The organism is Streptomyces sp. NPDC047108, assembly GCF_040643575.1.
In the GTDB taxonomy this organism is placed as follows: Bacteria; Actinomycetota; Actinomycetes; order Streptomycetales; family Streptomycetaceae; genus Streptomyces.
The window spans coordinates 886,652-911,173 of sequence record NZ_JBEYUP010000001.1; the positions used below are offsets into that span (position 1 = coordinate 886,652).

At 70.9% G+C, this 24,522-nt stretch carries 22 protein-coding genes; 11 read left to right on the top strand and 11 right to left on the bottom strand.

The annotated features are described in order from the left end of the window. The first annotated feature begins 178 nt into the window (after positions 1 to 178). Both ABZ822_RS03935 and ABZ822_RS03940 read left to right on the top strand, forming a co-directional pair. Positions 179 to 1,387 carry a UDP-N-acetylglucosamine--N-acetylmuramyl-(pentapeptide) pyrophosphoryl-undecaprenol N-acetylglucosamine transferase gene (locus tag ABZ822_RS03935; protein WP_360846421.1) on the top strand — a complete coding sequence of 403 codons (1,209 nt, stop codon included), beginning with the start codon at positions 179 to 181 and terminating at the stop codon, positions 1,385 to 1,387. Further along, a complete protein-coding gene (locus ABZ822_RS03940; protein WP_360846423.1) occupies positions 1,384 to 2,391 on the top strand; it encodes an SDR family NAD(P)-dependent oxidoreductase in 1,008 nt (335 codons plus the stop codon). Before ABZ822_RS03935 ends, ABZ822_RS03940 begins: the two co-directional genes overlap by 4 nt. 64 nt (positions 2,392 to 2,455) lie before the next feature. Here the strand turns inward: ABZ822_RS03940 and ABZ822_RS03945 are convergent, their stop codons facing one another. Further along, positions 2,456 to 3,106 carry a TetR/AcrR family transcriptional regulator gene (locus ABZ822_RS03945; RefSeq protein WP_360846425.1) on the bottom strand — a complete coding sequence of 217 codons (651 nt, stop codon included), beginning with the start codon at positions 3,104 to 3,106 and terminating at the stop codon, positions 2,456 to 2,458. Positions 3,107 to 3,312: 206 nt separating this feature from the next. Here ABZ822_RS03945 and ABZ822_RS03950 point away from each other — a divergent pair, with 206 nt between their 5' ends. From ABZ822_RS03950 to ABZ822_RS03965, 4 genes are all read left to right on the top strand, one after another. Continuing rightward, positions 3,313 to 4,287, top strand: coding sequence for a tetratricopeptide repeat protein (locus tag ABZ822_RS03950; RefSeq protein ID WP_360846427.1), 975 nt, complete (start codon positions 3,313 to 3,315; stop codon positions 4,285 to 4,287). A 722-nt stretch (positions 4,288 to 5,009) separates the two neighbouring features. Further along, positions 5,010 to 5,630, top strand: a complete 621-nt coding sequence (locus ABZ822_RS03955; protein ID WP_360846429.1) for a DUF6230 family protein — start codon at positions 5,010 to 5,012, stop codon at positions 5,628 to 5,630. Between the two features lie 91 nt (positions 5,631 to 5,721). Continuing rightward, positions 5,722 to 6,237: a DUF6114 domain-containing protein gene (locus ABZ822_RS03960; RefSeq protein WP_360846431.1), complete on the top strand. Its 516-nt coding sequence runs from the start codon at positions 5,722 to 5,724 to the stop codon at positions 6,235 to 6,237. Beyond that, positions 6,227 to 7,549 carry a hypothetical protein gene (locus ABZ822_RS03965; protein WP_360846433.1) on the top strand — a complete coding sequence of 441 codons (1,323 nt, stop codon included), beginning with the start codon at positions 6,227 to 6,229 and terminating at the stop codon, positions 7,547 to 7,549. Before ABZ822_RS03960 ends, ABZ822_RS03965 begins: the two co-directional genes overlap by 11 nt. A gap of 80 nt (positions 7,550 to 7,629) precedes the next feature. Here the strand turns inward: ABZ822_RS03965 and pyk are convergent, their stop codons facing one another. Genes pyk through pta form a run of 3 tightly spaced genes read right to left on the bottom strand, consistent with a single transcriptional unit; the run spans position 7,630 to position 12,436 of the window. Further along, positions 7,630 to 9,048 (bottom strand): pyruvate kinase, encoded by a 1,419-nt coding sequence (pyk, locus tag ABZ822_RS03970; protein ID WP_360846435.1) that lies wholly within the window; start codon positions 9,046 to 9,048, stop codon positions 7,630 to 7,632. Positions 9,049 to 9,071: 23 nt separating this feature from the next. Further along, positions 9,072 to 10,313, bottom strand: a complete 1,242-nt coding sequence (locus tag ABZ822_RS03975; RefSeq protein WP_360846437.1) for an acetate kinase — start codon at positions 10,311 to 10,313, stop codon at positions 9,072 to 9,074. Then, positions 10,310 to 12,436 (bottom strand): phosphate acetyltransferase, encoded by a 2,127-nt coding sequence (gene pta, locus ABZ822_RS03980; RefSeq protein ID WP_360846439.1) that lies wholly within the window; start codon positions 12,434 to 12,436, stop codon positions 10,310 to 10,312. The genes ABZ822_RS03975 and pta overlap by 4 nt, the downstream gene beginning before the upstream one ends. Positions 12,437 to 12,709: 273 nt before the next feature. Between pta and ABZ822_RS03985 the strand changes: the two genes are divergently transcribed. Beyond that, positions 12,710 to 13,735, top strand: coding sequence for a 6-phosphofructokinase (locus ABZ822_RS03985; protein WP_360846441.1), 1,026 nt, complete (start codon positions 12,710 to 12,712; stop codon positions 13,733 to 13,735). Between the two features lie 103 nt (positions 13,736 to 13,838). Here the strand turns inward: ABZ822_RS03985 and ABZ822_RS03990 are convergent, their stop codons facing one another. Then, positions 13,839 to 14,474 carry a helix-turn-helix transcriptional regulator gene (locus tag ABZ822_RS03990; RefSeq protein WP_360846443.1) on the bottom strand — a complete coding sequence of 212 codons (636 nt, stop codon included), beginning with the start codon at positions 14,472 to 14,474 and terminating at the stop codon, positions 13,839 to 13,841. Positions 14,475 to 14,698: 224 nt separating this feature from the next. Further along, positions 14,699 to 15,775: an aldose 1-epimerase family protein gene (locus ABZ822_RS03995; RefSeq protein WP_360846445.1), complete on the bottom strand. Its 1,077-nt coding sequence runs from the start codon at positions 15,773 to 15,775 to the stop codon at positions 14,699 to 14,701. Positions 15,776 to 15,932: 157 nt separating this feature from the next. Between ABZ822_RS03995 and ABZ822_RS04000 the strand changes: the two genes are divergently transcribed. Genes ABZ822_RS04000 through ABZ822_RS04010 form a run of 3 tightly spaced genes read left to right on the top strand, consistent with a single transcriptional unit; the run spans position 15,933 to position 17,241 of the window. Next, positions 15,933 to 16,187, top strand: a complete 255-nt coding sequence (locus ABZ822_RS04000; protein WP_360846447.1) for a hypothetical protein — start codon at positions 15,933 to 15,935, stop codon at positions 16,185 to 16,187. Continuing rightward, a complete protein-coding gene (locus ABZ822_RS04005) occupies positions 16,184 to 16,759 on the top strand; it encodes a PRC-barrel domain-containing protein (RefSeq protein WP_360846449.1) in 576 nt (191 codons plus the stop codon). The genes ABZ822_RS04000 and ABZ822_RS04005 overlap by 4 nt, the downstream gene beginning before the upstream one ends. Next, the gene (locus ABZ822_RS04010) at positions 16,759 to 17,241 is read left to right on the top strand and encodes a hypothetical protein (protein ID WP_360846451.1); all 483 of its coding nucleotides are present in this window, start codon (positions 16,759 to 16,761) and stop codon (positions 17,239 to 17,241) included. The genes ABZ822_RS04005 and ABZ822_RS04010 overlap by 1 nt, the downstream gene beginning before the upstream one ends. Positions 17,242 to 17,297: 56 nt before the next feature. On the opposite strand, the gene ABZ822_RS04015 is transcribed toward ABZ822_RS04010, so the two are convergent. The 5 genes from ABZ822_RS04015 to ABZ822_RS04035 form a co-directional block, all read right to left on the bottom strand. Then, entirely contained in the window at positions 17,298 to 18,152 is an 855-nt protein-coding gene (locus ABZ822_RS04015; protein WP_360846453.1) for a carbohydrate ABC transporter permease, read from the bottom strand. 3 nt (positions 18,153 to 18,155) lie between these two features. After that, positions 18,156 to 19,082, bottom strand: a complete 927-nt coding sequence (locus ABZ822_RS04020) for a sugar ABC transporter permease (protein ID WP_360846455.1) — start codon at positions 19,080 to 19,082, stop codon at positions 18,156 to 18,158. Then, the gene (locus ABZ822_RS04025) at positions 19,082 to 20,440 is read right to left on the bottom strand and encodes an ABC transporter substrate-binding protein (RefSeq protein ID WP_360846457.1); all 1,359 of its coding nucleotides are present in this window, start codon (positions 20,438 to 20,440) and stop codon (positions 19,082 to 19,084) included. Before ABZ822_RS04025 ends, ABZ822_RS04020 begins: the two co-directional genes overlap by 1 nt. A gap of 183 nt (positions 20,441 to 20,623) precedes the next feature. Then, positions 20,624 to 21,313: a response regulator gene (locus ABZ822_RS04030; RefSeq protein ID WP_360846459.1), complete on the bottom strand. Its 690-nt coding sequence runs from the start codon at positions 21,311 to 21,313 to the stop codon at positions 20,624 to 20,626. Then, positions 21,310 to 22,944, bottom strand: a complete 1,635-nt coding sequence (locus tag ABZ822_RS04035) for a sensor histidine kinase (protein ID WP_360846461.1) — start codon at positions 22,942 to 22,944, stop codon at positions 21,310 to 21,312. The genes ABZ822_RS04030 and ABZ822_RS04035 overlap by 4 nt, the downstream gene beginning before the upstream one ends. A gap of 184 nt (positions 22,945 to 23,128) precedes the next feature. Here ABZ822_RS04035 and ABZ822_RS04040 point away from each other — a divergent pair, with 184 nt between their 5' ends. Beyond that, positions 23,129 to 24,511: a cation:dicarboxylase symporter family transporter gene (locus ABZ822_RS04040; protein WP_360847036.1), complete on the top strand. Its 1,383-nt coding sequence runs from the start codon at positions 23,129 to 23,131 to the stop codon at positions 24,509 to 24,511. The last annotated feature ends 11 nt before the right edge of the window (positions 24,512 to 24,522 follow it).

The following is a 24,522-nucleotide window of genomic DNA, read 5'->3' on the forward strand; positions in this document are numbered from 1 at the left end:
GCTCACCTCACGCCCCTGGCCGCCGCGGCGCCTTCGTGTGCCGGCATACGGCCCGGGCAGGCGGCGGACGGTTCCGTAAGACCTCGGCGGCAGGTCGGCGGCGCTGTGCTCATAGCACCCAAGGCTGCCAAACCCTGCTCTTAGATCCGTCTTAGGCCCGCCCCGCAGCCTGACGTCCATGACCGAGCCAGAAGAAACCCCGCGCACCGCCCCGTCGCGGCCGCTGTCCGTGGTCATCGGGGCGGGCGGAACCGGGGGCCACATCTATCCCGGCCTGGCACTCGCCGAGGCCCTGCGCCGCGCGGACCCGTCCGCGCACATCAGCTTCGTCGGCACCGATCGCGGGCTGGAGACCCGTCTCATCCCCGAGGCGGGATACCCGCTGCACACCGTCGACATGATCCCGTACGACCCGGCGCTCGGGGCCCGCCGCTATCTGCTGCCCGCCGCGCTGATGCGCTCCGGAGCCCAGGTCCGCGGCATCATGCGGCGCCAGGGCGCGCAGGTCGCGGTCGGCATGGGCGGCTATCCCAGCGCTCCCGTGATCGTCGGCGCGCGGCTCGCCGGGCTGCCGAGCCTGATCCACGAGTCCAACGCCGTACCGGGCAGGGCGAACCGCTTCGCCGCCCGCCTCACCCCGCACATCGCGCTCGCCTTCGACCGCACCCGCGCGCACCTGCCGTCCGGCGCGGACGCCGAGACCGTCGGCATGCCGCTGGTCGGCCCCGTCGCCGGCCTGGACCGGGACGGGACGCGGGCGGCCGCGCGCACCGCGTTCGGTGTGCCCGCCGGGGTGCGGCTGTTGGTGGTCAACGGCGGCAGCCTCGGCGCGGCCCGCCTCAACGAGGCCGCCGTGGGCCTTGCCCGGCGCTGGCAGGACCGGCCGGACGTCCGGCTGCTGGTGAAGACCGGTCCTGACGCACTCCCCGGGGTACGGGCCCGGCTCGCCGCCGAGGGCGGCGACCGGGTCGCCGAGGCCGTGGCCTACCTCGACCGCATGGACCTCGCCTACGCGGCGGCGGACCTCATCGTGTGCCGCGCCGGTTCGGCCACGGTCGCCGAGCTGGCGGCCACCGGCGTCCCCGCCGTGCTCGTGCCCTACCCCCACGCCCCGGGCGACCACCAGACACACAACGCCCGCGTGCTCTGCGACGCCGGCGCGGCCCTGCTGCTGCCGGACGGCGAGACGACCCCGGACCGTCTCGCCGCCCTCACCGAGCCCCTGCTGGACGACCCCGCGCGGCTGGTAGCGATGAGCGGCACCGCCGACCCGGGGACCCACGCACGGGCGGCCGACCTCCTGGCCGCCAAGGTGCTGCGGCTCGCCGGCCGCCCCGCACCGACGACCGACCGCCACGCCCGTACGAAGGAGCACCACGCGTCATGACCGATCCGACCGCACCGTCCTGGGCCGGCCGCACCGTTCTGGTGACCGGCGCCGAGGGCTTCATCGGCAGCACCCTCGTCGATCTGCTCGTCGAGCGCGGCGCACGGGTCCGCGCGCTCGTCCACTACAAGCCGTACGCCGCCGCGGGGCACCTCGCCCATCACCTGGGCCCGGACAGCCCCGTGGAGACGCTCGCCGGGGACGTACGGGACGCGGGTCGCGTGATGGACGCGGTGGAGGGGTGCGACACCGTCTTCCACCTCGCCGCGCTGATCGGGATCCCGTACAGCTACGCGTCCCCCGAGTCCTACGTGCAGACCAACGTCACCGGCACCCAGAACATCGCCGGGGCCTGCCGCCGCCACGGTGTGCGCAGGCTGGTCCACACCTCCACGAGCGAGGTCTACGGAACCGCGCGCACCGTCCCCATCGCCGAGGACCACCCGCTGCAGCCCCAGTCGCCGTACTCCGCGTCGAAGATCGGCGCGGACATGATGGCCCTGTCGTACGCGCACGCCTTCGACCTGCCGGTGACCGTCGTGCGGCCGTTCAACACCTACGGACCGCGCCAGTCCTCGCGGGCGGTGATCCCCACGATCCTGGCCCAACTCCACGCCGGTGCCGAGGAGATACGGCTCGGGTCGCTCACGCCCACCCGCGACTTCACCTACGTCACGGACACGGCCGCCGGGTTCCTCGCGCTGGCGGACTGCGACCGCGCGCTGGGCGAGGTGGTCAATCTCGGCACCGGCCGGGAGATCGCCGTCGGCGATCTCGCCCGGGCGCTGATCGCCGCGACGGGGAGGGACGCGCGCGTGGTGGTCGACCCGGCGCGGCTGCGCCCCGCGGGCAGCGAGGTGGAGCGGCTGCTGTCGGACAACTCCCGCGCGCGGGAGTGGGCGGGCTGGCGTCCGGAGGTCGGCCTGGAGGAGGGCCTGCGCCGTACGTCGCGCTGGGTCGCGGAGCATCTGCACCGCTTCTCGGCCGACCGGTACGGCGTCTAGGACCGCACGCGGGAGTCGGACCGCACCTGCCGCGATCCGGCGGGTGCGGCGGGGGCCGCGCCGGTCAGTCCGGCCGGCCCACCGCCCCGAGCCCGCCGAGCAGCACGGCGGCGTAGTCACGGGCCCATGCCTCGTCCACGGGCTCACCGCTGACCAGCGAGCGGTGCACCACCGCGCCCGCCGTCACGTCGAAGATCAGGTCCACGAAGCGGGCCGCGGCCGCCGCACCGACCGCGCCCGGTTCGTCGGGCGGCAGTTCGCCCCGCGCCTGGGCACGCTCGCGGCCGAGCAGCACCAGCCGCTTCTGCCGGTCCACGATCGCGGACCGGATTCGGGCCCGCAGCCCCTCGTCGCCGGTGGACTCGGCGACGACCGCCATCAGAGCTGTCTTGGTCTCGGGCCGCTCCAGCAGCGCCCCGAACTGCAGCACCACGCCCTCGATGTCCGCCTGCAGGCCGCCCCGGTCGGGGAGTTCGAGCTCGTCGAAGAGGATCGCGACCGCGTCCACGACGAGCTCGTTCTTGTTCGCCCACCGGCGGTAGAGCGTGGTCTTCGCCACTCCGGCGCGCGCCGCGACGTCGCCCATCGTCAGCTTTCCCCAGCCGAGTTCGACGAGCGCGGCGCGGGTCGCGTCGAGAATGGCCTGGTCGGCCTCGGCGCTGCGCGGACGTCCCGTACGGCCGGAGCGGCTCGTACGGCCGGAGATGCTGCACATGCGGGCGACCCTACCGCGCGGTATGCCGGGGGGCGGGGTTGCTGCGGCCGGGGTGGCATCAGATACGCTACGGCTCGTAGCGAAACACGGTGATGGTGCGACAGCCACGGGCGCGAGGGTGGGGACCCGGCGCCGAGCAGGACGCCGTGTCCATGACGGAAACAGGCGCTTTTCCGATCTCTGCGCGGAAGGGGGAGGATGTACTCATGCAGCCACGGAACATGTCCATGAGCGGAGTCGTCGACCTCGCCGCGGTGAAGGCCGCCGGGGAAGCCAAGCAGAAGGCTGAGCAGGCCCGGGCCGAGGCGGCCCGCGGCGGCGGCTCGCAGACGACCCCCGCCCGACTCGTCTTCGACGTCGACGAGGCGGGCTTCGAGAACGATGTCCTCCAGCGCTCCGCCGAGGTGCCCGTCGTCATCGACTTCTGGGCCGAGTGGTGCGAGCCCTGCAAGCAGCTCAGCCCCGTGCTGGAGAACCTCGCGACCGAGTACGCGGGCAAGTTCGTACTCGCCAAGATCGACGTCGACAGCAACCAGATGCTCTTCCAGCAGTTCGGCGTGCAGGGCATCCCGGCCGTCTTCGCGGTGATCGCGGGCCAGGCGCTGCCGCTCTTCCAGGGAGCCGCCCCGGAGGGCCAGATCCGCCAGGTGCTCGACCAGTTGATCCAGGCCGCGGAGCAGCGCTTCGGGATCGTGGGCGCCCCGGCCGCGCCCGCCGGGGAGGACGCCGAGGAGCCCGCCGAGGCCCCGGCCGCGCCCGCCGGCCCGTACGACAGCGCGCTCGGTGCCGCGCACCAGGCGCTGGACGCCGGGGATCTGGGAGGGGCGATCCAGGCGTACACCAATGTGCTCGCCGACGACCCGGCCAACGCGGAGGCCAAGCTCGGCCTGGCTCAGGCGGAGTTGCTGAAGCGGGTGGAGGGCGCGGACCCGGCCGCGGTGCGCAAGGCCGCGGCGGACAGCCCCGCGGACGTCACCGCCCAGCTTGCGGCCGCGGACCTGGACCTGGTCGGCGGTCATGTCGAGGACGCGTTCGGGCGGCTCATCGACACCGTCCGGCGCACGGCGGGGGAGGACCGGGAAGCCGCCCGTGTCCGGCTGCTGGAGCTGTTCGAGGTGATCGGCGGTGACGACCCCCGGGTGACCGGCGCGCGCAACGCCCTCGCGCGCGTTCTCTTCTGACCGGTTCGCCCCGGTCAGGAGTGGAGGGTGTCGGGGTGGGGGAAGAATCTCCTGCCGCGACCGACGGACGGGCCATCCGCCCGCGTTGTACAGGGTGACGGCCGCTGTGCCGCCACCCAGACCCGCCCCGGGGACGCCTGACGTAGCGTCAACCGGGGCCTGAAGTGATCACAGCGGCCGCGCTTTACCAAAACTTGGTAATCGCGGCCGCTGTTACTGGCAGTAAATGAAGCGCGGAGCCTTGTCCGCGTATGTGCCAATTACTCCTCCACAATCGGGCATTGAACCGGCGACCCTGCGTACCCGGCCGAGATGTGTCGGCCACGGATCGGTTATCCGTCCGTTACTCCCCAGTAACGCGGGCCTTGTGCCGGACCCGGTTGATGCACCACGATCGGCCACGCTCGGTCCAAACCCGCAGCCCGGGATCCACTCGGTGCTGGGGGTGTCCTGGGTCCCCACCGAGCAGGCCGGCGGCAGTGGCGCCGGCCTTGGACAGGGGGGTCTCTGCCGAACCCTCGGCAGGGCCTGTCCAGAGAGGTTGCGCGGATGCGTGGCCAGTGGTTGTCGCTCGGGGGTGATCGCCGGTGTGGTTCGGGTGCGGTACGCGCCTCCCGAGTACGACGGCGCTCTCCTTCCCGAGGACGTAGCACTTCTCCCATCCCAGGTCGGGCCGGCCCACCGGCCCCGCCGGAGATGTACGTCCGAGAAGGAGGAAAGTCATGGAGTCCCTGGCACGTGGCGGGACCAGATGGAAGCGGTTCGCCGTTGTCATGGTGCCGAGCGTCGCGGCGACCGCCGCGATCGGCGTCGCCCTCTCGCAGGGTGCGCTCGCGGCATCGTTCAGCGTTTCCGGCCAGCAGTTCAAGGTCAGCGCTGAGCGGCTCGAGGGTAAGGGTTTCGTCCAGTACGGGGCCTACGACACACAGGTCGGCGGGAAGAACGTCCCCGTTGCTGTCTCCGCGTTCAAGAGCGCGAAGATCAACAGCATGTGTCAGTCCGTCGTCACGCCGGACGTCCCGCTGATCGGCACCGTCACCCTGCAGCTCAACGCAGGTGGCGGCGCGGCGCCGGTCGAGGCCGAGAACCTGTACATCGACGTGGCGCAGCTCGACGCCGACGCCACGTTCAAGAACATCAACGTCGGTGTCGCCGCCGGTGCCAGCACCAAGGGCCCCGGCATCAACAAGGGTGACCACGCGAGCCCTGCCGGCTTCGCTCAGGAGGCCGACAGCGCCACCCTGACCGACGTCAAGCAGACCGCTTGGGCCACCAGCGCCGGAACCTTCAAGCTGAGCGGGCTCAGCATGAGGCTCCACAAGGGCGTCAAGGAGTGCTACTAAGCGCTCGCCGGGCGGGTGGGGAGCCCCGGTTTCCCGCCCGCCCAACCCCTGAACTCTGTTGTAACAACGCCGTCCCCAGGAGCTGTTTTCCATGAGCGCCGAGTCACCAGGGCTGCGTGACCGAATTCGATACTGGCGGCTTCGCTTCCGCGGATGGCGCGGCAGCCGGCCGTTCTGGGCGGGCCTGCTGACGATTCTCGGCGGCGTGCCGATCGCGTACCTGCCCTATGCCAACCTCAAGGTCGGGCAGCTCACCATCCGCATGGCGACGACAGCGGGCGCGGGCTCGCTGATCATCGGCGTACTGCTGGTGACACTCGGCCTGACCATGTGGTTCCACCACATCGTCCGGGTGTTCGCGGGTGTCGCGACCATTTTGCTGGCCCTGGTCTCCATCCCCGTGTCCAACCTCGGCGGCTTTCTGGTCGGCTTCCTCCTCGCGCTGACGGGTGGTGCTCTGTCCATCGCCTGGGCACCGGCCGAAGGCGGCGGGAAGCCCGCCGAACGGCCGGACGACGAGCCGGACACGGCGCCCACGGACGCCGGGGACTCCTTCGAAGCGGGAAGGGTTGTCGAAGTGAATGGCGGGAGGCACCGTGCAGGCTGACGAGGCCCGGCCGGTCGCGGCCGGAAGCGGCGACTCCCCCGTGGCTCGCCCCGTCAGAACGGGGCCGCGCCACGCGGCACCCCGGAAGTCGCTGCTCACCAAGTTGCAGATTCCGGCGGGCAAGGCGATAGCCCTGGCCGCGATGCCCACAGCGGTGTTCGTGGGCATGGGCCTGACCCCGAAGCTCGCCCAGGCGGACGAGGTTCCCGGGAACCCCTTCGCGCCCGGGCCCTGCGTCTCCCGCTCCGACGAGCCGTCGGAGAAGGAGAAGGAGAAGGCGGAGGACGAGAAGAAGTCCCCGTCCCCGTCGCAGTCGCCGGACGCGTCCACGTCGGACGAGCCGAGCGATGAACCGTCGGCGAAGAAGCCGAGTCCCTCCGGGGACAAGGCGGAGGACTCCGACGCGTCGAAGACGCCGGAGCCGTCCGAGTCCGCCCCGGCCGACGAGAGCCCGTCGCCCGAGCCGAGCCCCTCGGAGTCGGAGTCCGACAACCCGCTGGACCCGCTGGGCGTGGGCGAGAAGCTCAAGGACCTCTTCGACGGCGACGACGACGAGGAGGAGGAAGAGGAGCCGGCCCCGGCCGAGAGCAGCTCCACCCCCTCCGAGGAGCCGAGTTCCGAGACGGCGGAACCCGAGCCGTCCGAGACCGCGGACAAGCCCGCGGAGACCGTCGACAAGACCAAGGACGCCATCAAGGGTGCGGCGGACAAGGTCGGAGCGAAGGTCGAAGAGGTCGGCGACGAGGCCAAGAAGTCGGCCGAGAAGGCGACCGAGGACGCCAAGGACACCGCCGAGGGCGCGACCGGGACCAAGGACGGCAAGAAGCCGTTCCCGTGCCCGGAGAAGGACCCCGAGGCGCTGGCCGCCGCGGACCTGGAGCAGGGCATCCCGCTGCTCCCGGACGAGGCATGGCGCCTGGAGACCTCCAAGCTCACGCTGCGCGGTCTGGACTTCAAGGGCATCGTCGAGGTCAAGACGTACAGCGGCAACGTGAAGAAGGTCCTGAAGTTCACCGCCGACGAGACGGACATCAAGGACATGCACCAGATGGTGGACGGTCCGTCGGGCACCACCGGGCATGTGAAGGCGGCCGAAGGCAGCACCTCGAAGCTGCGCGGGGGCACGGTGACCATGTACACCGAGGAGCTGAGCGGCAAGTTGTTCGGGCTGATCCCCGTCACCTTCAGCCCCGACAGCCCGCCTCCGCTCAACGTACCCTTCGCCATCTTCACCGACGCGAAGGTGAAGCAGGCCGGTCAGTTCGGCGGCACGCTCACCGTCCCGGGCATACAGCAGTTCAGCACCAAGTAGGCCCGGACAAACGCACGCCGAAAGGGCGGTGGCCGGCTCCCCAGGGAGCCGGCCACCGCCCTTTCGCGTGACGGGGGTTGTCAGCCGCCCAGGTGGTGCACCCGGACCATGTTGGTGGTGCCGGGGACGCCGGGGGGCGAGCCCGCGGTGATGATCATGGTGTCGCCGGCGCCGTAACGGCCGAGCTTCAGCAGCTCCGCGTCGACCAGGTCGACCATCGCGTCGGTGTTCTCCACGTAGGGCGCGATGTAGGACTCCACGCCCCAGCTCAGCGTGAGCTGGTTACGAGTGGATACGTCGGTGGTGAAGGCCAGGATCGGCTGTTGGGCGCGGTAGCGGCAGAGCCGGCGGGCGGTGTCTCCGGACTGGGTGAAGGCCACCAGCGACTTGGCGCCCAGGAAGTCGGCGATCTCGCAGGCGGCACGGGCGACCGAACCACCCTGCGTCCGCGGCTTCTTGCCGGGCACCAGCGGCTGCAGCCCGCGGGACAGCAGCTCCTTCTCGGCGGCCTCCACGATGCGCGACATCGTCTTGACCGTCTCGATCGGGTACTTGCCGACCGAGGACTCGGCGGAGAGCATCACCGCGTCCGTGCCGTCCAGGATGGCGTTCGCCACGTCGGAGGCCTCGGCGCGGGTCGGCCGCGACGAGTTGATCATCGACTCCATCATCTGGGTCGCGACGATCACCGGCTTGGCGTTCCTGCGGCACATCTCGATGAGCCGCTTCTGCACCATCGGGACCTTCTCGAGCGGGTACTCCACGGCCAGGTCGCCGCGCGCGACCATGACGCCGTCGAAGGCCAGCACGACCTCCTCCATGTTCGCCACCGCCTGCGGCTTCTCGACCTTGGCGATGACCGGGACCCGGCGCCCCACCTCGTCCATGACCCGGTGGACGTCACGGATGTCGCCCGCGTCCCGTACGAAGGACAGCGCCACCATGTCGCAGCCCAGCGCGAGCCCGAAGCGCAGGTCCTCGATGTCCTTCTCCGACAGCGCCGGGACGTTGACCGAGACGCCGGGCAGGTTGATGCCCTTGTGGTCGGAGACCACGCCGCCCTCGATGACGATGGTCCGCACCTGCGGGCCCTCGACCTCCACGACCTGGAGTGCCACCGCGCCGTCGTTGATCAGGATCGTCTCGCCCTTGGAGACGTCCCCGGGCAGGCCCTTGTACGTGGTGCCGCAGATCGTCCGGTCGCCGGGCACGTCCTCGGTGGTGATGGTGAACTCGTCACCACGCACCAGCTCGACCGGGCCCTCCGCGAAGGTCTCCAGACGGATCTTCGGGCCCTGCAGGTCGACGAGGACACCGACCGCGCGGCCGGTCTCCTCCGACGCCTTGCGGACGCGGTGATAACGCTCCTCGTGCTCCGGGTGGGAACCGTGGCTCATGTTGAAGCGGGCCACGTTCATGCCGGCATCGATCAGCGACTTCAGCTGATCGAAGGAGTCGACGGCAGGGCCCAGGGTGCAGACGATTTTGGAACGGCGCATGAGGGCGATCCTATCGGTTTTGTTTAGGAGCGGAATATTGGAGCTGTAGGTACATCCGAGGGCGCGGCGCTGACCAGGGCGTATGTCTCCGTGGCGATCTCCAGTTCCTCATCGGTGGGCACCACGGCGACCGCCACCCGGCTGTCCACGGCCGAGATCAGCCTCCCCCAGCTACCGCCGGGGGGACCCCCACCCCAGCTACCGCCGGAGGCGCCTTCGGACGAGGCCCGCAGGGCATTGCGCACCGTGTCCAGCTCGATGCCCAGACCTCCCAGCCCGTGCATGGCCGCCTCGCGTACGGCCGCGGAATTCTCGCCCACCCCCGCGGTGAACGCGACGACGTCCACCCTCCCGAGTACCGCGAAGTACGCGCCGACATACTTCCGCAGCCTGTGGATGTAGACGTCGAAGGCGAGCTGCGCCCGCTCGTCGCCCTCGCCCATCCTCCGGCCGATCTCCCGCATGTCGTTGTCGCCGCACAGACCGAGCAGCCCGCTGCGCTTGTTCAGCAGGGTGTCCGTCTCGTCCGTGGACATGCCCGCGACCCGGGAGAGATGGAAGATCACGGCCGGGTCGATGTCGCCCGAGCGGGTGCCCATGACCAGGCCCTCCAGCGGGGTCAGGCCCATCGAGGTGTCCACGCACACCCCGCCGCGTACGGCAGATGCGCTGGCGCCGTTGCCCAGGTGCAGCACGATCGCGTTGGTGTCGGAGACGTCCTTGCCCAGCAGCCTCGCGGCGGCCCGTGAGACGTACGCGTGCGAGGTGCCGTGGAAGCCGTAGCGGCGCACGCCGTGCGCGTCGGCGGTCGCGGCGTCGATGGCGTAGCGGGCCGCGGCCTCCGGGATCGTTGAGTGGAACGCGGTGTCGAAGACGGCCACCTGCGGGAGGTCGGGCCGCAGTTCGCGGGCGACCTTGATGCCGGTGATGTTGGCCGGGTTGTGCAGCGGGGCGAGCGGGACCAGGTCCTCGATGGCGGCCACGACACCGTCGTCGATCAGGGTGGGCTCGGTGAACCGGGTGCCGCCGTGCACCACCCGGTGGCCGACCGCCGCGAGCGCGGGGGAGTCCAGCCCGAGCCCCGCGGCGGCCAGTTCGGCGGCGACCCGCTTGAGTGCGGCCGTGTGGTCGGCCACCTCGCCCTGGCCGATGCGCTCCACGATGCCCGAGGCGAGCCGTTCGCCGGCCCCGCCCGCCATGTCGAGGAGCTGGTACTTCACCGACGAGGAGCCGGAGTTGAGGACGAGGACGCGAGTGGCGCTCACGCGGACTCCGCATTCTGGGACGGGGACGGGGCAGGGGAGGGGCCCGTGCCGGACCGCTCACCCTGTGCCTGGATCGCGGTGATGGCGACGGTGTTGACGATGTCCTGGACCAGCGCGCCGCGCGAGAGGTCGTTGACCGGCTTGCGCAGCCCCTGGAGGACCGGGCCGACCGCCACCGCCCCGGCCGACCGCTGCACGGCCTTGTACGTGTTGTTACCGGTGTTGAGGTCGGGGAAGACCAGCACGGTGGCCTTGCCCGCGACTTCGGAGTCCGGCAGTTTCGTCGCGGCCACGGCGGTGTCCACCGCCGCGTCGTACTGGATCGGCCCGTCCACCGCCAGGTCCGGGCGGCGCTCGCGGACGATCTCGGTGGCCTTGCGCACCTTGTCGACGTCCGCGCCCGAACCGGAGGTGCCGGTGGAGTACGAGAGCATCGCGATCCGCGGCTCGACGCCGAACTGGGCGGCGGTCGTGGCCGACTGGATCGCGATGTCCGCCAGTTGCTCGGCGTCCGGGTCGGGGTTGACCGCGCAGTCGCCGTAGACGAGCACCCGGTCGGCGAGGCACATGAAGAAGACGGAGGACACGATCTGCGCGCCCTGCGCCGTCTTGATCACCTCGAAGGCAGGGCGGATCGTGGCGGCGGTGGAGTGGACCGCGCCCGAGACCATCCCGTCGGCCAGCCCCTCCTCGACCATCAGCGTGCCGAAGTACGAGACGTCCGCGACGATGTCGTACGCCAGCTCGTACCCGACGCCCTTGTGGGCCCGGATGGTGGCGTACAGCTCGGCGAATCGTTCCCGCAGCGCGGAGGTCTGCGGGTCGATGAGATGGGCGCCGGTGACGTCTATGCCCAGCTCGGCAGCGCGCTTGCGGATCAGGTCCTCGTCGCCGAGGAGCGTGAGGTCGCAGACGTCGCGGCGCAGCAGCACGTCCGCGGCGCGCAGCACCCGCTCCTCGGTGCCCTCGGGGAGCACGACACGGCGGCGCTCGGTACGGGAGCGCTCGATCAGCTCGTGCTCGAACATCATCGGCGTGACGCGGCTGGAGCGCGCCAGGGATATGCGGTGGGTCAACGCGGCCGTGTCCACGTGCCGTTCGAAGAGTCCGAGGGCGGTCTCGGCCTTGCGCGGGGAGGCCGCGTTGAGCTTGCCCTCGATCCGGGACAGCTCACCGGCCGTCGGGAAGCTCTGGCCCGGCACCGACAGGACGGGCGTGCCCGGGGCCAGCCGGGAGGCCAGCGCCATGATGTCAGGGCCCGGCCGCTCGTCGAGGGTGAGCAGCACGCCCCCGATGGGCGGGGCGCCGGCGCTGTGGGCGGCGAGCGCCCCGACGATCAGGTCGGCCCGGTCGCCCGGGGTGATCACCATGCACCCCTCGGTCAGCGCGCGCAGGAAGGTCGGCAGCATCGCGCCGCCGAAGACGAAGTCCCGTACGTCACGGGCGAGTCCGGCCGCGTCACCGAGCAGCACCTCGGCGTGCAGGGCGTGCACGATCTGCTGCACGGTGGGGGCGGAGAGGGAGTCGTGCTCGGGGAGGGTGTAGCAGGGGACCGGCAGCCGGTCGGTGAGGCGTACGGAGACCTCCTCGTGGTCCGCGCGCGCGACCCGGTTCACGATCATCGCGGTGATGTCGCAGCCGAGGGAGTCGAGGGCGGCGTACGCGTTGTGGACCTCGGCGCGTACGGAGACGGCGTCCTGGTCCTGGCCGCCGACGACCGCGATGACGGAGGCGCCGAACTCGTTCGCCAGCCGGGCGTTGAGATTCAGCTCGGCCGGGAGGTTGGTGCCCGCGAAGTCCGTGCCGAGAACGAGCACGAATTCGTAACCGCGGGCCACTTCGTGGAAACGGGCGACGAGTTGGGAGACGAGCTCGTCGGTGCCGCGCTCGGCCTGGAGGCGGGCGGCCGTGTGGTAGTCCATCCCGTACACGCTCTCGGCGGGCTGGCTGAGGCGGTAGCGGGCCCGCAGCAGCTCGAAGAGCCGGTCGGGACCGTCGTGGACGAGGGGGCGGAAGACCCCCACCCGGTCGACATGACGGGTCAGGAGCTCCATGACTCCCAGCTCGACGACCTGGCGGCCGTCGCCCCGGTCGATCCCGGTCACGTACACGCTGCGCGTCACGCCTGCTCTCCGATCTTCGAACGCCGGATCGGCTCGATGCAGCCGACGTCAGTGGGCCTACCCTCTTGACAATACCTGCACGGATGAGTAGGGCCCGGGGCCGGGTGGAGGGGCCGTACGCAGGGCGGACGGGCCGGGAGAATCGGGCGGACCGCGGTCGGCGCCGGCGGTCCGCCCGGCCTGGAACAGCGGCCCCCGGCGTCGTGGAACAATCGAACGGGTCGACGTGCGCGACCCCCCGGCCACCGAGTACCGAGCAGGAGAGTCAAGCCGATGCGTATCGGAGTTCTCACCGCAGGCGGCGACTGCCCCGGCCTGAACGCCGTCATCCGGTCGGTCGTGCACCGCGCGATGGCTGCTCACGGCGACGAGGTCATCGGATTCGAGGACGGCTTCAAGGGACTGCTCGACCGCCGGTACCGCAAGCTCGACCTCGAGGCCGTCGGCGGCATCCTCGCCCGCGGCGGCACGATCCTGGGCTCCTCGCGGCTGGAGCGCGCCCGGCTGAGCGAGGCCACCGACAACGCCGAGGAACTCTGCCGTGAACTCGGCCTCGACGTGCTGATCCCGATCGGCGGCGAAGGCACGCTCACGGCGGCCCGGATGCTCTCGGAGGCCGGGATGCCGGTCGTCGGCGTGCCCAAGACGATCGACAACGACATCTCCTCCACGGACCGCACGTTCGGCTTCGACACCGCTGTCACGGTCGCGACGGAGGCCATCGACCGGCTGAAGACGACCGCCGAGTCCCATCAGCGCGTCATGGTCGTCGAGGTCATGGGGCGGCACGCGGGCTGGATCGCGCTGGAGTCCGGGATGGCGGGCGGCGCGCACGGGATCTGCCTGCCGGAGCGGAAGTTCGACGTCGACGCGCTCTGCACGATGGTGGAGGAGCGCTTCGCGCGCGGCAAGAAGTTCGCCGTGATCTGCGTCGCCGAGGGCGCACACCCGACCGACGGCTCGATGCCGTACGAGCGCGGCGCGATCGACAGTTACGGCCACGAGCGCTTCGCCGGGATCGGCAACCGCCTGGCCACCGAGTTGGAGAGCCGGCTCGGCACGGAGGCCCGGCCGGTCATTCTCGGCCATGTCCAGCGCGGCGGGACGCCGACGGCGTACGACCGTGTGCTGGCCAACCGCTTCGGCTGGCACGCAGTCGAGGCCGCGCACCGCGGTGAGTTCGGCATGATGACCGCGCTGAGCGGGACGGACATCCGGATGGTGCCGCTGGCGCACGCCGTCACCGAGCTGAAGACGGTCCCCGAATTCCGCATGCGAGAGGCGGAGTCCGTCTTCTAGACGGACTCCGTCCGGACGTCCCGCGCCGCTGCGGCCGGCGAACCGGCCCTCCCGGACCGGCGGGCGAGCCTGACGCCGGTCCGCCGTCGGCGTCCGCCGCGGCCTAACGGCTCTCGCGCTCCTGTGCGTACAGCAGCGACCAGAACAGCTCCAGCACCTCGTCGAGGAAAGCTTTCCCCGCGTCTCCCGACTGGGTCGACGTGGCGCCCACGCCCCAGTTGAGCGTGCCGACCATTCGCGCCTGGTAGTCGGAGTGCAGCTGGTGCAGGACGTCACCCAGGCGTTGCTTGGGGAGCGGCAGCATCTTCGTCAGCGGTTTGACGTAGGCCTGCCAGCGCGTGGTGACGGCGTTGCGCAGCAGATCGGTCAGGGCGTCCGAGCGCCCGGTGAACTCGATGAACGCGGGCAGCGGCAGCGCCAGGGTCTCGGCGAGCGCCGTGGCCTGACGGTCGTTTCCTGTCCAGTGGCCCGTCTGCTCGACCAGTTCGTACGCGGCCGGGTCCATGCCGATGTGCAGTGCCAGGTCGGAGGCGGCTAAACCGCGCGCCAGCCGGTGCTCCCGCAGGGTGCTCGGTGAGCCCAGGAGATCGCCGGGCGAGCACCAGAGGGCTCCGGCCAGCGCGGTGAGTTCGGCTTCGGTCGGTGAGTCGTCGCCGAGCTCCCAGGCAGCCACCATCGCCGGACTGACCTGCAGTCCGTAGGAGGCCCAGATTCCGTAGGCGACCTGGGCATGGCCCATACCCAGCCCTTCTCGCAACCGGCGTGCGGTAGTTGCGTCAAAGGGGGGTTTGTGGGCGTCGGGTGGGGGGAACGAACGCACGCCCGAAAGGCTAGGGGCTACTGGCGAGTAACTACTACGGTTCGTCCACAGAAGCTCACGACTTGTGCAATCGCACCGAGATGTCAATCGGTGACACTCTCGCCTGGCCCGGCGCCCGCGCTCCGCGGCACCGTCCCCCGCCGTCAGCCGAGCGTCGGCCGTACGCCCCACTGGCCGCGGAACGCCTCTCCGGGCGCCAGAATCCTGAGCCCGTAGCCGTTGTTGAACGCGTTCGCGGCACAGGAGTACGGCTCGACGGCCAGCCCGCGCCGGCGGCCGTCGGGATCGGGGAGGGTGTCGCCCGTGTAGACCTGAAGGAAGGGGTGCTGCCGGTCCTGCCACACCTCGAGCGAGACAGGGCTCGCGGGGGAGGCCATACGGACGACCGCCGATCCGTCGGCGTCCCGGACGAGATCGGCGAATCCGGTGTCGAGAACGGTGCTCCCCAACCGGCGCGGACGCAGGAAGTCGTAGGGGGTTCCGGCCACGGGGACGGGTGGCGGAAGGGGGATGGCGCGCTCGTTCGTACGGAACCAGGTCCGGGCCGGAAGCGTGAGCACGATGTCGTCGATGTACTCGGTGCCGAGCGTGAAGTACGGGTGGGCACCCACGCCGTACGGCACCCGGCTCCCGCCGGTGTTGCGCGCGGTGTTGGTGACCACCAGCCCCCGTTCGGTCAGTTCATAGGTCTGCCGCAGGCGCAGCACGAACGGATAGCCGGGCTGGGCGTGCAGGGTGAGCCCCATGACCAGCCGTGACGTGGTGCGCTCCACGGCCTCCCAGTTCATCCACCGGGTCAGCCCGTGGATGGCGTTCTGCTGGGCGGGCTCGCTCCAGGGCAGCATCTGCTCGGTGCCGTCGAAGGTGTAGGTGCCGTGGTCGATCCGGTTCGGCCACGGAATGAGCACCTGACCGTACGAGGCGCCGGTCGGATAGGAATCCGCGGCGAAGGTGTCGAGCAGTTCATGGCCCTTCACCGTGTACGACCTCAGCCCGGCACCCAGTTCGGTGACGACGAGGTGCTGGTCGCCGCGGGAGATCTCGTACTGCTCGCCCGAGAGGGAGGACGACGGCGTCCGCCTTCCGGCCGGGGCGGAGCCGGGGACCGCGTGCGCGGCGCCCGCGCCCGTGGTCATCAGCGCGAGACCGGTGCCGATTCCCGCCGTGAGAACGCCGCGCCGGCCCGGGCGCGCGGATTCCTTGTCGCCGTGCCCAGTCATGTCCACCGCTCCTTCGCCCGTTCCGCCGATGCCGGTGCCGCGGCGGTCCTCTGTCGGCTTTCCGCCGGTCGAGCCGATGGCCCGGCCATTTCCGGGTCGATCTTGACGCGTGTCGTGAGCGGGCGGGCTCACGACACGCGTGGACAGCATGCGGAGCGTGACCGATCCTGGGTGTACCGGCCGGTGCAGCGGGTACGCGGCCCGGCGCGACGCGGACGGCGGCGACCGACGCGGACCGACGTGGACCGACGTGAAGAGGTGCGCGATGGACTGGTGGGTGTGGATCGTCATCATTGCGGTGATCGTCGGCGTCCTGGCGCTGTCGACCCTGGGGATCCAGGCACGCCGCCGCAGTGGTGGCGTCATCGCCGTGAAGCGGCGCGGACGCGGCCGGACGGGCGGGCTGAGGTGACCGGCGCCCTGATGCTCGCGACGGAGATCACCAAGCGCCCGGTGGTCACCCTCGGCGGAGACGCGGTCGGCCAGGTCAAGGACGTCGTGTTCGACGGCGCCGGCGGGCGGATCGTCGGGTTCACCCTCAGCGGCCGCAAGTGGTTCTCCGGACCGATGAAGCAGAGCCTCCCCTGGACGGCGGTCCACGGCCTCGGCCGCGACGCCCTCATGATCAGGAGCGAGGACGTCCTCGAGACCCGAACGGACGTGGTGGAGAAGTCCGAGGCCCGGGGCGGGGACGTGCTGCAGTCCCGCGTCCTCACCGACGCCGGGACCGACATCGGCCGGATCGTGGACGTCGTCGTGGACCCGGGCGCCGGCGCCGATGTCGTCGGCTACGAGATCGCCCCGACCGAGGCCCTCGGCCGCCGCGCCCGCACGGTGTTCCTGCCCCGGGCCGAGACCATCGCGGTCTCCGGCGAAGCCCTGGTCGTACCCGCCACGGTGACCGAGTACGTCGCCGAGGACCTCGCCACCTTCGAGGAACGGGTCAGGGCCTACCGTGACCGCCCGCGAGCGACGGAGGCGTGATGCTGTTCAGCCAGACCGAGGACCGGCGCGTGGTGAGCGTCGCCGACGCGACCACGGTCGGGATCGTGGACGCCTGCGTCGTCGATGTGGCCCAGGGCCGCGTCGTGGCGCTCCGCCTGCACAAGACCAAGGACTCCAAGCGCACCGTCCTCACCCTGGCGCGCGCCCGCGCGATCGGGTCCGACGCCGTGATGGTGGACGATCCGGACGTGCTGGAGGCCGCCGAAGGCGACCTCAAGGAGCTCGCGGACAAGCACAACGACCTGCCGCAGAAGCGGGTCCTCACCGACCGCGGCGACGAACTCGGCTCGCTCACCGACGTGGACTTCGACCCCGAGAGCGGTGCGATCCTCACCCTGCACACGACGGCCGGTGACCTGGAGGGCAAGGCGCTGCTCGGCAACGGCGGCTACGCCGTGGTCGTCCGCGCCGAACTCACTCCGGCGGGATCGAGCACCGCCTCCCCGGGCACGGCGACCTGACCGGACCCGCCCCCGGGAAGGCTCTCGCGCCGCCGCCGCTCCGACGACGCGGTACGTCAGCCCTTGACCGCGCCGCCGAGCGTGAAGCCGCCGCCCAGCCGCCCCGAGATCAGCACGTACAGCAGCACCACCGGGGTGGAGTAGAGGATGGAGAAGGCCGCGAGCTGGCCGTAGACGATGGATCCGTAGTTGCCGAAGAACGTGAAGATCGAGACGGACGCGGGGAGTTGATCGGGCGTCAGCAGCAGCATGAAGGGGACGAAGAAGTTTCCCCACATCATGATGAAGCTGTAGATCGTCACCACGGTCACGCCCGGGCCCATGAGCGGCAGCACGACCCGGAGCAGCGTCTGCAGGGCCGAGGCGCCGTCCGTCCAGGCGGCCTCCTCCAGCACCATCGGGACCCCGTCCATGAAGTTCTTCATCAGCCAGATGGCGAACGGCAGTTGGGACGTGGCGAGGAACAACGCGGTGCCGTGCATGGTGTCGATCAGGTCGACCTGGACGAACAGACCGTAGACCGGGACCATCACCGCGGTGATCGGCAGACAGGTCGTGAACAGCACCGTCAGCAGATACGGCCGGTTCAGTCGCGACCGGAAGCGGGACAGCGGGTAGGCGGCGAGTGCCGCGCACACGACCGTCAGCGCGGTCGCACCGCCGCACAGCAGCAGGCTGTTGAGCATCGGTGTGAAGGTGATGTCGTCCGTCATCACCGCGGAGAAGTTGTCGAGCGTGGGCGTCCCGGGCGGCCGTACGCGCAAGGTCGCGTCGGCGTCCACCGAGGCGAGCAGCAGCCACGCCAGCGGTACGGCGAAGGCGAACGCGAGGACGAGGAGCGCGGCGTCGGCGGCCAGACGGCGGCGGGTGCGGCGGGAGAGCGCGGCCTTACGGGGCCGGGGTGAGGTCACCGGTCAGACCTCCGTCCGCAGCAGGCGCAGATAGACGACCGAGAACAGCGCACCCACCAGCAGGAGGAGCAGCGCCACCGCCGTGCCGTAGCCGATCAGGCTCTTCAGGAACGCCTGGTCGTACATGAACACCGGCAGGGTCTGGCTGCGGTTGCCCGGTCCGCCGCGCGTCATGGCCCAGATGAGGCCGAAGACCGAGAGGGTCTGGAGGGTGTTGAGCATGAGGTTGGTGCCGATGGAGCGGCGGATCATCGGCAGGGTGATGTGCCACAGCCGCCGGTGCCCGCGCGCCCCGTCGACCTCCGCCGCCTCGGTGATCTCCTTCGGGATCTCCGAGAGGGCGGCCGAGTAGACGAGCATCGAGAAGGCGGTGCCGCGCCAGACGTTGGCGAAGGAGACCGCGAGGATGGGGAGGGTGAACAGCCAGTTCTGGGAGGGGAGATGGAGCTGGTCGAGGAGCGCGTTGAGCGTCCCCTCGCGGCGGAAGAACGCGTAGAGCAGAAAGCCCGCCACGATCTCGGGCAGTACCCAGGCGGTGATGACGATCGCGCCGGTGAGGGTGCGTACCGGTTTCGACGCGCGCCGGAGCAGCCCGGCGAGCGCCAGCCCCAGGGTGTTCTGGCCCAGGATCGAGGAGATGAAGGTGAAGACGAGGGTCAGGACGACGGCGTTGCGGAAGTCGTCGTCGGCGAAGGCCCGGCGGAAGTTGTCGAGAGCGACGAAGTCCGCGGACGACGAGCCCGTCAGCTGCATGTCGGTGAAGGCGATCCAGACGCAGTAGCCGATGGGCCCGCCGAGGAAGAGCAGCAGCAGAAGGGTGGCGGGAGCCAGCGGCAGCAGCCGCAGCGGGCGGCGGGCACGCGGGCGCGGGCGGCCCGCCGCCGCTCCGGGAGGCGCCGCCTCGGCGGGCGGCGCGGTCGCGGTGCTCATCAGCCCTTGTTCACGACGGCGCCGTCGGCGATCGACGCCACCTGGTCGTCGTAGGACCGCGCCGCCTCGGCGGCGGATGCGTCACCGGTGGTCACGGACTCCATGGCCTCGCCGATCGCGCTGGAGACCTGCGGATAGACGGGGAGCGCCGGCCGGTAATGGGTGTGCTCCACCAGCGAGGTGAAGAACTCGATTCCCGGCATCGACTTCTTGTACTCCGGGTCGGCCGCGACGTCCTCGCGGACCGCGATCTGGGCGTTGACCACGTCCCACTCGACCGCGTTCTCCTTCGTCTGGAGCTGCTCGACGAACTTCCAGGCGAGATCGGGGTTGTTGGCCTTCGCGGGGATGGCCCAGGTCCAGCCGCCGGACATGCTCACCTTGCCGGGCGCCTGGCCCTTCTGCGTCGGCATCGGCGCCTGGCGGAGGACGTCGGGCCACTCGGGCCACGGCTTGCCGCCGGACTTCAGCCACTGCTGGCCGATCCAGGAGCCGTCGAGGTTGATGGCGAGCTTGCCCTCGGGCAGCAGCTCGGTGGCCACATGGGTGTTGATGTTGGGGTCGAGCGCGTCGGACGGGTCGGGGCCGAGCTTCTCGCCGTAGACGGTGCGGACGAACTCCAGAGAGTCCTCGAAACCCTGGCTGCCGGCGACCCACTTCTTCGCCTTCGGGTCGTAGAGCGGGTCCTCGCCGGTGCCGTAGAGCAGCATCTCGAAGCCCTGCATGGCGGCGACTTCACCGGGTGCCTTGCCGGTGTAGACGTTCAGCGGGACGACACCGGGGACCTTCTTCTTGATGGTGCGGGCGGCGTCGAGGATCTCGTCCCAGTTCTTCGGCCGCCAGTCCTCGGGAAGTCCTGCCTTGGCGAAGATGTCCTTGTTGAACCAGAGCCCGCGGGTGTCGGTGCCGTCCGGGACGCCGTACGTCTTGCCGTCCTCGGCCTTGGCCGCGGTCTTCGCCGTGTCGACGAATCTGTCCCAGGTGGACCAGGTCTTCAAGTAGTCGTCCAGCGGCCGGAGATAGCCCGCCTTGATGTCGGAGTTGATGCGGAAGGTGTCCTCGTAGACCAGGTCCGGCGCGGTCTTGGGAGAGCGCATCATCTGCTGGACCTTGGTGGCGTAGTCGTTGTCCGGCGCCTGGATGGGCACGAGTTCGACCGTCTTGCCGGGGTTCGCCTTCTCGAACTGCTTCTTGACCTTGGCCAGCAGGTCGTCCTTGAACCGGATCTTGTTGTCGGTGCTGCGGTTGTACGCGATCTTCACGGTGTCGGGGTCGCTGCCCGAACCACCACCGCAGGCGGTGAGGGCGGAGGCGGCGAGGACGGCGGAGAGGGTGATCAGCGGAGCGGTGGAGCGCACGGCACGACCTCCTGAGAGCACCTGGCGGGCTGCTGGGTGACCGTACGAGCGGCTGAACGGGCGGTCAATGCCCCCGGATATCCCCTCGTCAGATCCGTGACAACGTTGTTATTCGCCATCCTGGAACGGGAGTCCGGGCCGGGTCGTAACCGGTGCGCGAACCGGAGTTCGCCTGACGAGCCGTCAGCGGTGGCTGAGCCAGCGGTAACAGAGTTCGGGCCGCCCCACCTGTCCGTACTGCGGGCTGCGTTCGGCGCGGGCCGCGTCCACCAGATGCTCCAGATAGCGCCGGGCGGTGATCCGGGAGATGCCCACCGCCTCGCCCGCCGCGCTGGCGGTGACGCCCTCCGCCCCCGAGGCGCGCAGCACGCGCGTCACCGCCTCCAGCGTGGGGCCGCTCAACCCCTTCGGCAGCGCGGCCGGCTGGGGCGCGCGCAGCGCGGCGAGCGCGCGGTCCACCTCGTCCTGGCCGCTGGCCTCGCCCGCGGTCGCGCGGAACTCGGCGTAGCGGACGAGCCGGTCGCGCAGAGTGGCGAAGGTGAACGGCTTCAGCACGTACTGCACGACCCCGAGCGAGACGCCCTCCCGGACGACCGCCAGATCGCGCGCCGAGGTCACCGCGATGACGTCGGCGGTCTGCCCCGCCGCGCGCAACGACCGTACGAGCTGCAGGCCGTGGCCGTCCGGCAGGTAGAGGTCGAGCAGCAGCAGATCCGCGGGTGCGCGCTCCAGATGGCGCTGCGCCCCGGCGCCGGAGTGCACGGTCCCGGCGACGGCGAAGCCGGGCACCCGCTCGACGTAGAGGGCGTGCGCGTCGGCGGCGACCGGGTCGTCCTCGACGACCAGGACGCGGATCGCCGGGCGGCCGGTCATGCGTGCACCCGCGCGGGCAGCGGGAGCCGGACGGTGAACTCGGCGCCGCCGTCGGGCGACCGGCTCAGCGCGATGGTGCCGCCGTTGCGGCGCACGGCCTGGCGGACGAGGGCGAGGCCGAGGCCGCGGCCGGGTCCCAGCCCGGCCTTCCCCGAGGGGGCCTTGGTGCTCCAGCCGCGGCGGAAGATCTCGTCCACCTCGCAGGCGTCCACGCCGGGCCCGGTGTCCGCGACCCTGACGAGCAGTTCGCCGTTCTCGGCGCGGGCTGTGACGGTCACCTTGGCGCGGCGCCCCGCCCGGCCCTCGGTGGCCGCGTCCACGGCGTTGTCGAGGAGATTGCCGAGGACCGTGACGAGGTCGCGGGCCGGCACCGTGTCGGGGAGCACGCCGTCGTGGATGCTGCTGTCCGGGGTGAGTTCGAGCTCCACCCCGCGCTCGTTCGCCTGTGCCGCCTTGCCGAGCAGCAGCGCGGCGAGCACCGGCTCGGCCACGGCTCCCACCACGGTGTCGGTGAGGGCCTGGGCGAGTTCGAGTTCGGCGGTCGCGAACTCCACGGCCTCGTCCGCCCGTCCCAGCTCGATGAGCGAGACGACGGTGTGCAGCCGGTTCGCCGCCTCGTGCGCCTGGGAGCGCAGGGCTTCGGTGATCCCGCGCACCGAGTCCAGCTCTCCGGAGAGCGCCTGCAGCTCGGTGTGGTCGCGCAGGGTCACCACCGTGCCGCGCTTCTCCCCGCTGGAGACGGGCGAGGTGTTGACCACCACGATCCGGTCCGTGGTCATGTGGACCTCGTCCACCCGCTCCTCGGTGGCCAGCAGTGCGCCGGTCAGCGGGGCCGGCAGGCCCAGCTCGGCGACGTTCGCGCCCACGACGTCCGCCCCGACGCCGAGCAGTTCCCGCCCGGCGTCGTTGATCAGGGCGATCCGCCGCTGGCCGTCCAGCATCAGCAGCCCTTCGCGGACCGCGTGCAGCGCGGCCTGGTGGTAGTCGTGCATCCGGCTCAGCTCGGTCGCGTTCATCCCATGCGTATGACGGCGCAGCCGGGCATTCACCACATACGTCCCGATACCCCCCAATATCACCGCTCCGGCCGCGACCGGCAGCAGGCCGGCGAGCTGCCGCTCCACCTGCGCGCTGATCCGCTCGACGGTGATGCCCGCGCTCACCAGCCCGATGATCGGGCCGTCCCCGTTCGCGCCGTCCCGTATCGGCGTGACCACGCGGACGGAGGGGCCGAGCGTGCCGGTGTAGGTCTCGGTGAAGGTGCCGCCGCGCAGGGCCTCCGCCCGGTGGCCGAGGAACGTCTCGCCGATCCGCTCGGGGTCGGGGTGCGTCCAGCGGGTGCCCCGCGGATCCATGATGGTGACGAACGCCACCCCCGCCTCCTTGCGGACCTTCTCGGCGTACGGCTGGAGCACCGCCGACGGGTCGTCGCCGTGGATCGCGGTCCGGACGGAGGGGGAGTCGGCGATGGCGCGGGCCGCCGCGGTCGTCTGCCGCTCGGCCGCGTCCTCGGCCTGCCGGCGGGCCGTGAGGTACGCGAAGACCGCGCACCCGGCCACCACGGCGGCGACCAGCACGACCTGCATCGCGAAGAGCTGGCCCGCCAGGCTGCGGGGACGGGGGATGCGCATGGCAGCCAGTCTGCCTGGCCTCCGGCGTGGTGCGGAGATCCGGTCGTGAACGAAATGAACGCAAGGGTGACGCAAGTCACAGCCTGGAGGATATTCGGCTGGACCTCCAGGACGTGAGCCGCACGTACTGCGCCAGAACAAGGAGAAACCCGTGCCAGCGCAAACCCCGCCGCACCAGCCGCCGGTGAAGACCGGCCAGAGCAAGAAGCGGGACCGGACCCACTACCTCTACCTCGCCGTCATCGGAGCCGTGCTCCTCGGCATCGTGGTCGGCTTCGCCGCGCCCGGGGTGGCGGTCGAGCTGAAGCCGCTGGGCACCGGCTTCGTGAACCTGATCAAGATGATGATCTCGCCCATCATCTTCTGCACGATCGTGCTGGGCGTCGGGTCGGTACGCAAAGCCGCCAAGGTCGGTGCGGTGGGCGGGCTCGCGCTCGGCTACTTCCTGGTGATGTCCACCGTGGCGCTCGGTATCGGCCTGGTGGTCGGCAACATCCTCGAGCCCGGCTCTGGACTGGAGCTGACCGAGGCGGCGCGCAGCGCGGGCGAGGCGGAGGCCGAGGGCGCGGCCACCTCCACCCCGGACTTCCTGCTCGGCATCATCCCGACGACGCTCGTCTCCGCCTTCACCAGCGGCGAGGTGCTGCAGACCCTGCTGATCGCCCTGCTCGTCGGCTTCGCCCTGCAGGCCATGGGGTCCGCGGGTGAGCCGGTCATCCGCGGCATCGGCCACATCCAGCGGCTGGTCTTCCGCGTGCTGGCGATGATCATGTGGGCCGCCCCGGTGGGCGCGTTCGGCGCCATCGCGGCCGTGGTCGGCGAGACCGGTCTCGACGCCCTCAAGTCGCTGGCCGTCATCATGATCGGGTTCTACGTCACCTGTCTGCTGTTCGTCTTCGTGGTGCTGGGCCTGCTGCTGCGTGTGGTCGCCGGGATCAACATCCTGACGCTGCTGAAGTACCTGGCCCGAGAGTTCCTGCTGATCCTGTCCACCTCCTCGTCCGAGTCGGCACTGCCCCGGCTCATCGCGAAGATGGAGCACCTGGGTGTCAGCAAGCCGGTGGTCGGCATCACGGTGCCCACCGGCTACTCCTTCAACCTCGACGGCACCGCGATCTACCTCACCATGGCCTCGCTCTTCGTCGCCGAGGCGATGGGGGACCCGCTGTCGCTCGGGCAGCAGATCTCGCTGCTGGTCTTCATGATCATCGCCTCCAAGGGTGCCGCGGGTGTCACCGGCGCGGGCCTGGCCACGCTCGCCGGAGGTCTGCAGTCGCACCGTCCCGAACTCCTCGACGGCGTCGGCCTGATCGTGGGCATCGACCGCTTCATGAGTGAGGCCCGGGCGCTGACGAACTTCGCGGGCAACGCGGTGGCCACCGTCCTCGTCGGCACCTGGACCAAGGAGATCGACAAGGACCGGGTGAACGAGGTGCTCGCGGGGCGGGTCCCGTTCGACGAGCGCACGCTCGTCGACGACGGGCACTCCGGCGGCGGCGACCGGGACGTACCGGCCGGCGTGCCGGGACAGCCCGAGGGCGGCGTCAAGGAGAAGGCCCCGGTGTAAAGCGGCCGCAT

What these genes read in the sequence shown, in the direction of transcription:
- ABZ822_RS03935 (WP_360846421.1), top strand. Translation starts at nt 179, where the DNA reads ATGACCGAGCCAGAAGAAACCCCGCGCACCGCCCCGTCGCGGCCGCTG.
- ABZ822_RS03940 (WP_360846423.1), top strand. Translation starts at nt 1,384, where the DNA reads ATGACCGATCCGACCGCACCGTCCTGGGCCGGCCGCACCGTTCTGGTG.
- ABZ822_RS03945 (WP_360846425.1), bottom strand. Translation starts at nt 3,106, where the DNA reads ATGTGCAGCATCTCCGGCCGTACGAGCCGCTCCGGCCGTACGGGACGT.
- ABZ822_RS03950 (WP_360846427.1), top strand. Translation starts at nt 3,313, where the DNA reads ATGCAGCCACGGAACATGTCCATGAGCGGAGTCGTCGACCTCGCCGCG.
- ABZ822_RS03955 (WP_360846429.1), top strand. Translation starts at nt 5,010, where the DNA reads ATGGAGTCCCTGGCACGTGGCGGGACCAGATGGAAGCGGTTCGCCGTT.
- ABZ822_RS03960 (WP_360846431.1), top strand. Translation starts at nt 5,722, where the DNA reads ATGAGCGCCGAGTCACCAGGGCTGCGTGACCGAATTCGATACTGGCGG.
- pyk (WP_360846435.1), bottom strand. Translation starts at nt 9,048, where the DNA reads ATGCGCCGTTCCAAAATCGTCTGCACCCTGGGCCCTGCCGTCGACTCC.
- ABZ822_RS03985 (WP_360846441.1), top strand. Translation starts at nt 12,710, where the DNA reads ATGCGTATCGGAGTTCTCACCGCAGGCGGCGACTGCCCCGGCCTGAAC.
- ABZ822_RS03990 (WP_360846443.1), bottom strand. Translation starts at nt 14,474, where the DNA reads ATGGGCCATGCCCAGGTCGCCTACGGAATCTGGGCCTCCTACGGACTG.
- ABZ822_RS03995 (WP_360846445.1), bottom strand. Translation starts at nt 15,775, where the DNA reads ATGACTGGGCACGGCGACAAGGAATCCGCGCGCCCGGGCCGGCGCGGC.
- ABZ822_RS04010 (WP_360846451.1), top strand. Translation starts at nt 16,759, where the DNA reads ATGCTGTTCAGCCAGACCGAGGACCGGCGCGTGGTGAGCGTCGCCGAC.
- ABZ822_RS04020 (WP_360846455.1), bottom strand. Translation starts at nt 19,082, where the DNA reads ATGAGCACCGCGACCGCGCCGCCCGCCGAGGCGGCGCCTCCCGGAGCG.
- ABZ822_RS04030 (WP_360846459.1), bottom strand. Translation starts at nt 21,313, where the DNA reads ATGACCGGCCGCCCGGCGATCCGCGTCCTGGTCGTCGAGGACGACCCG.
- ABZ822_RS04035 (WP_360846461.1), bottom strand. Translation starts at nt 22,944, where the DNA reads ATGCGCATCCCCCGTCCCCGCAGCCTGGCGGGCCAGCTCTTCGCGATG.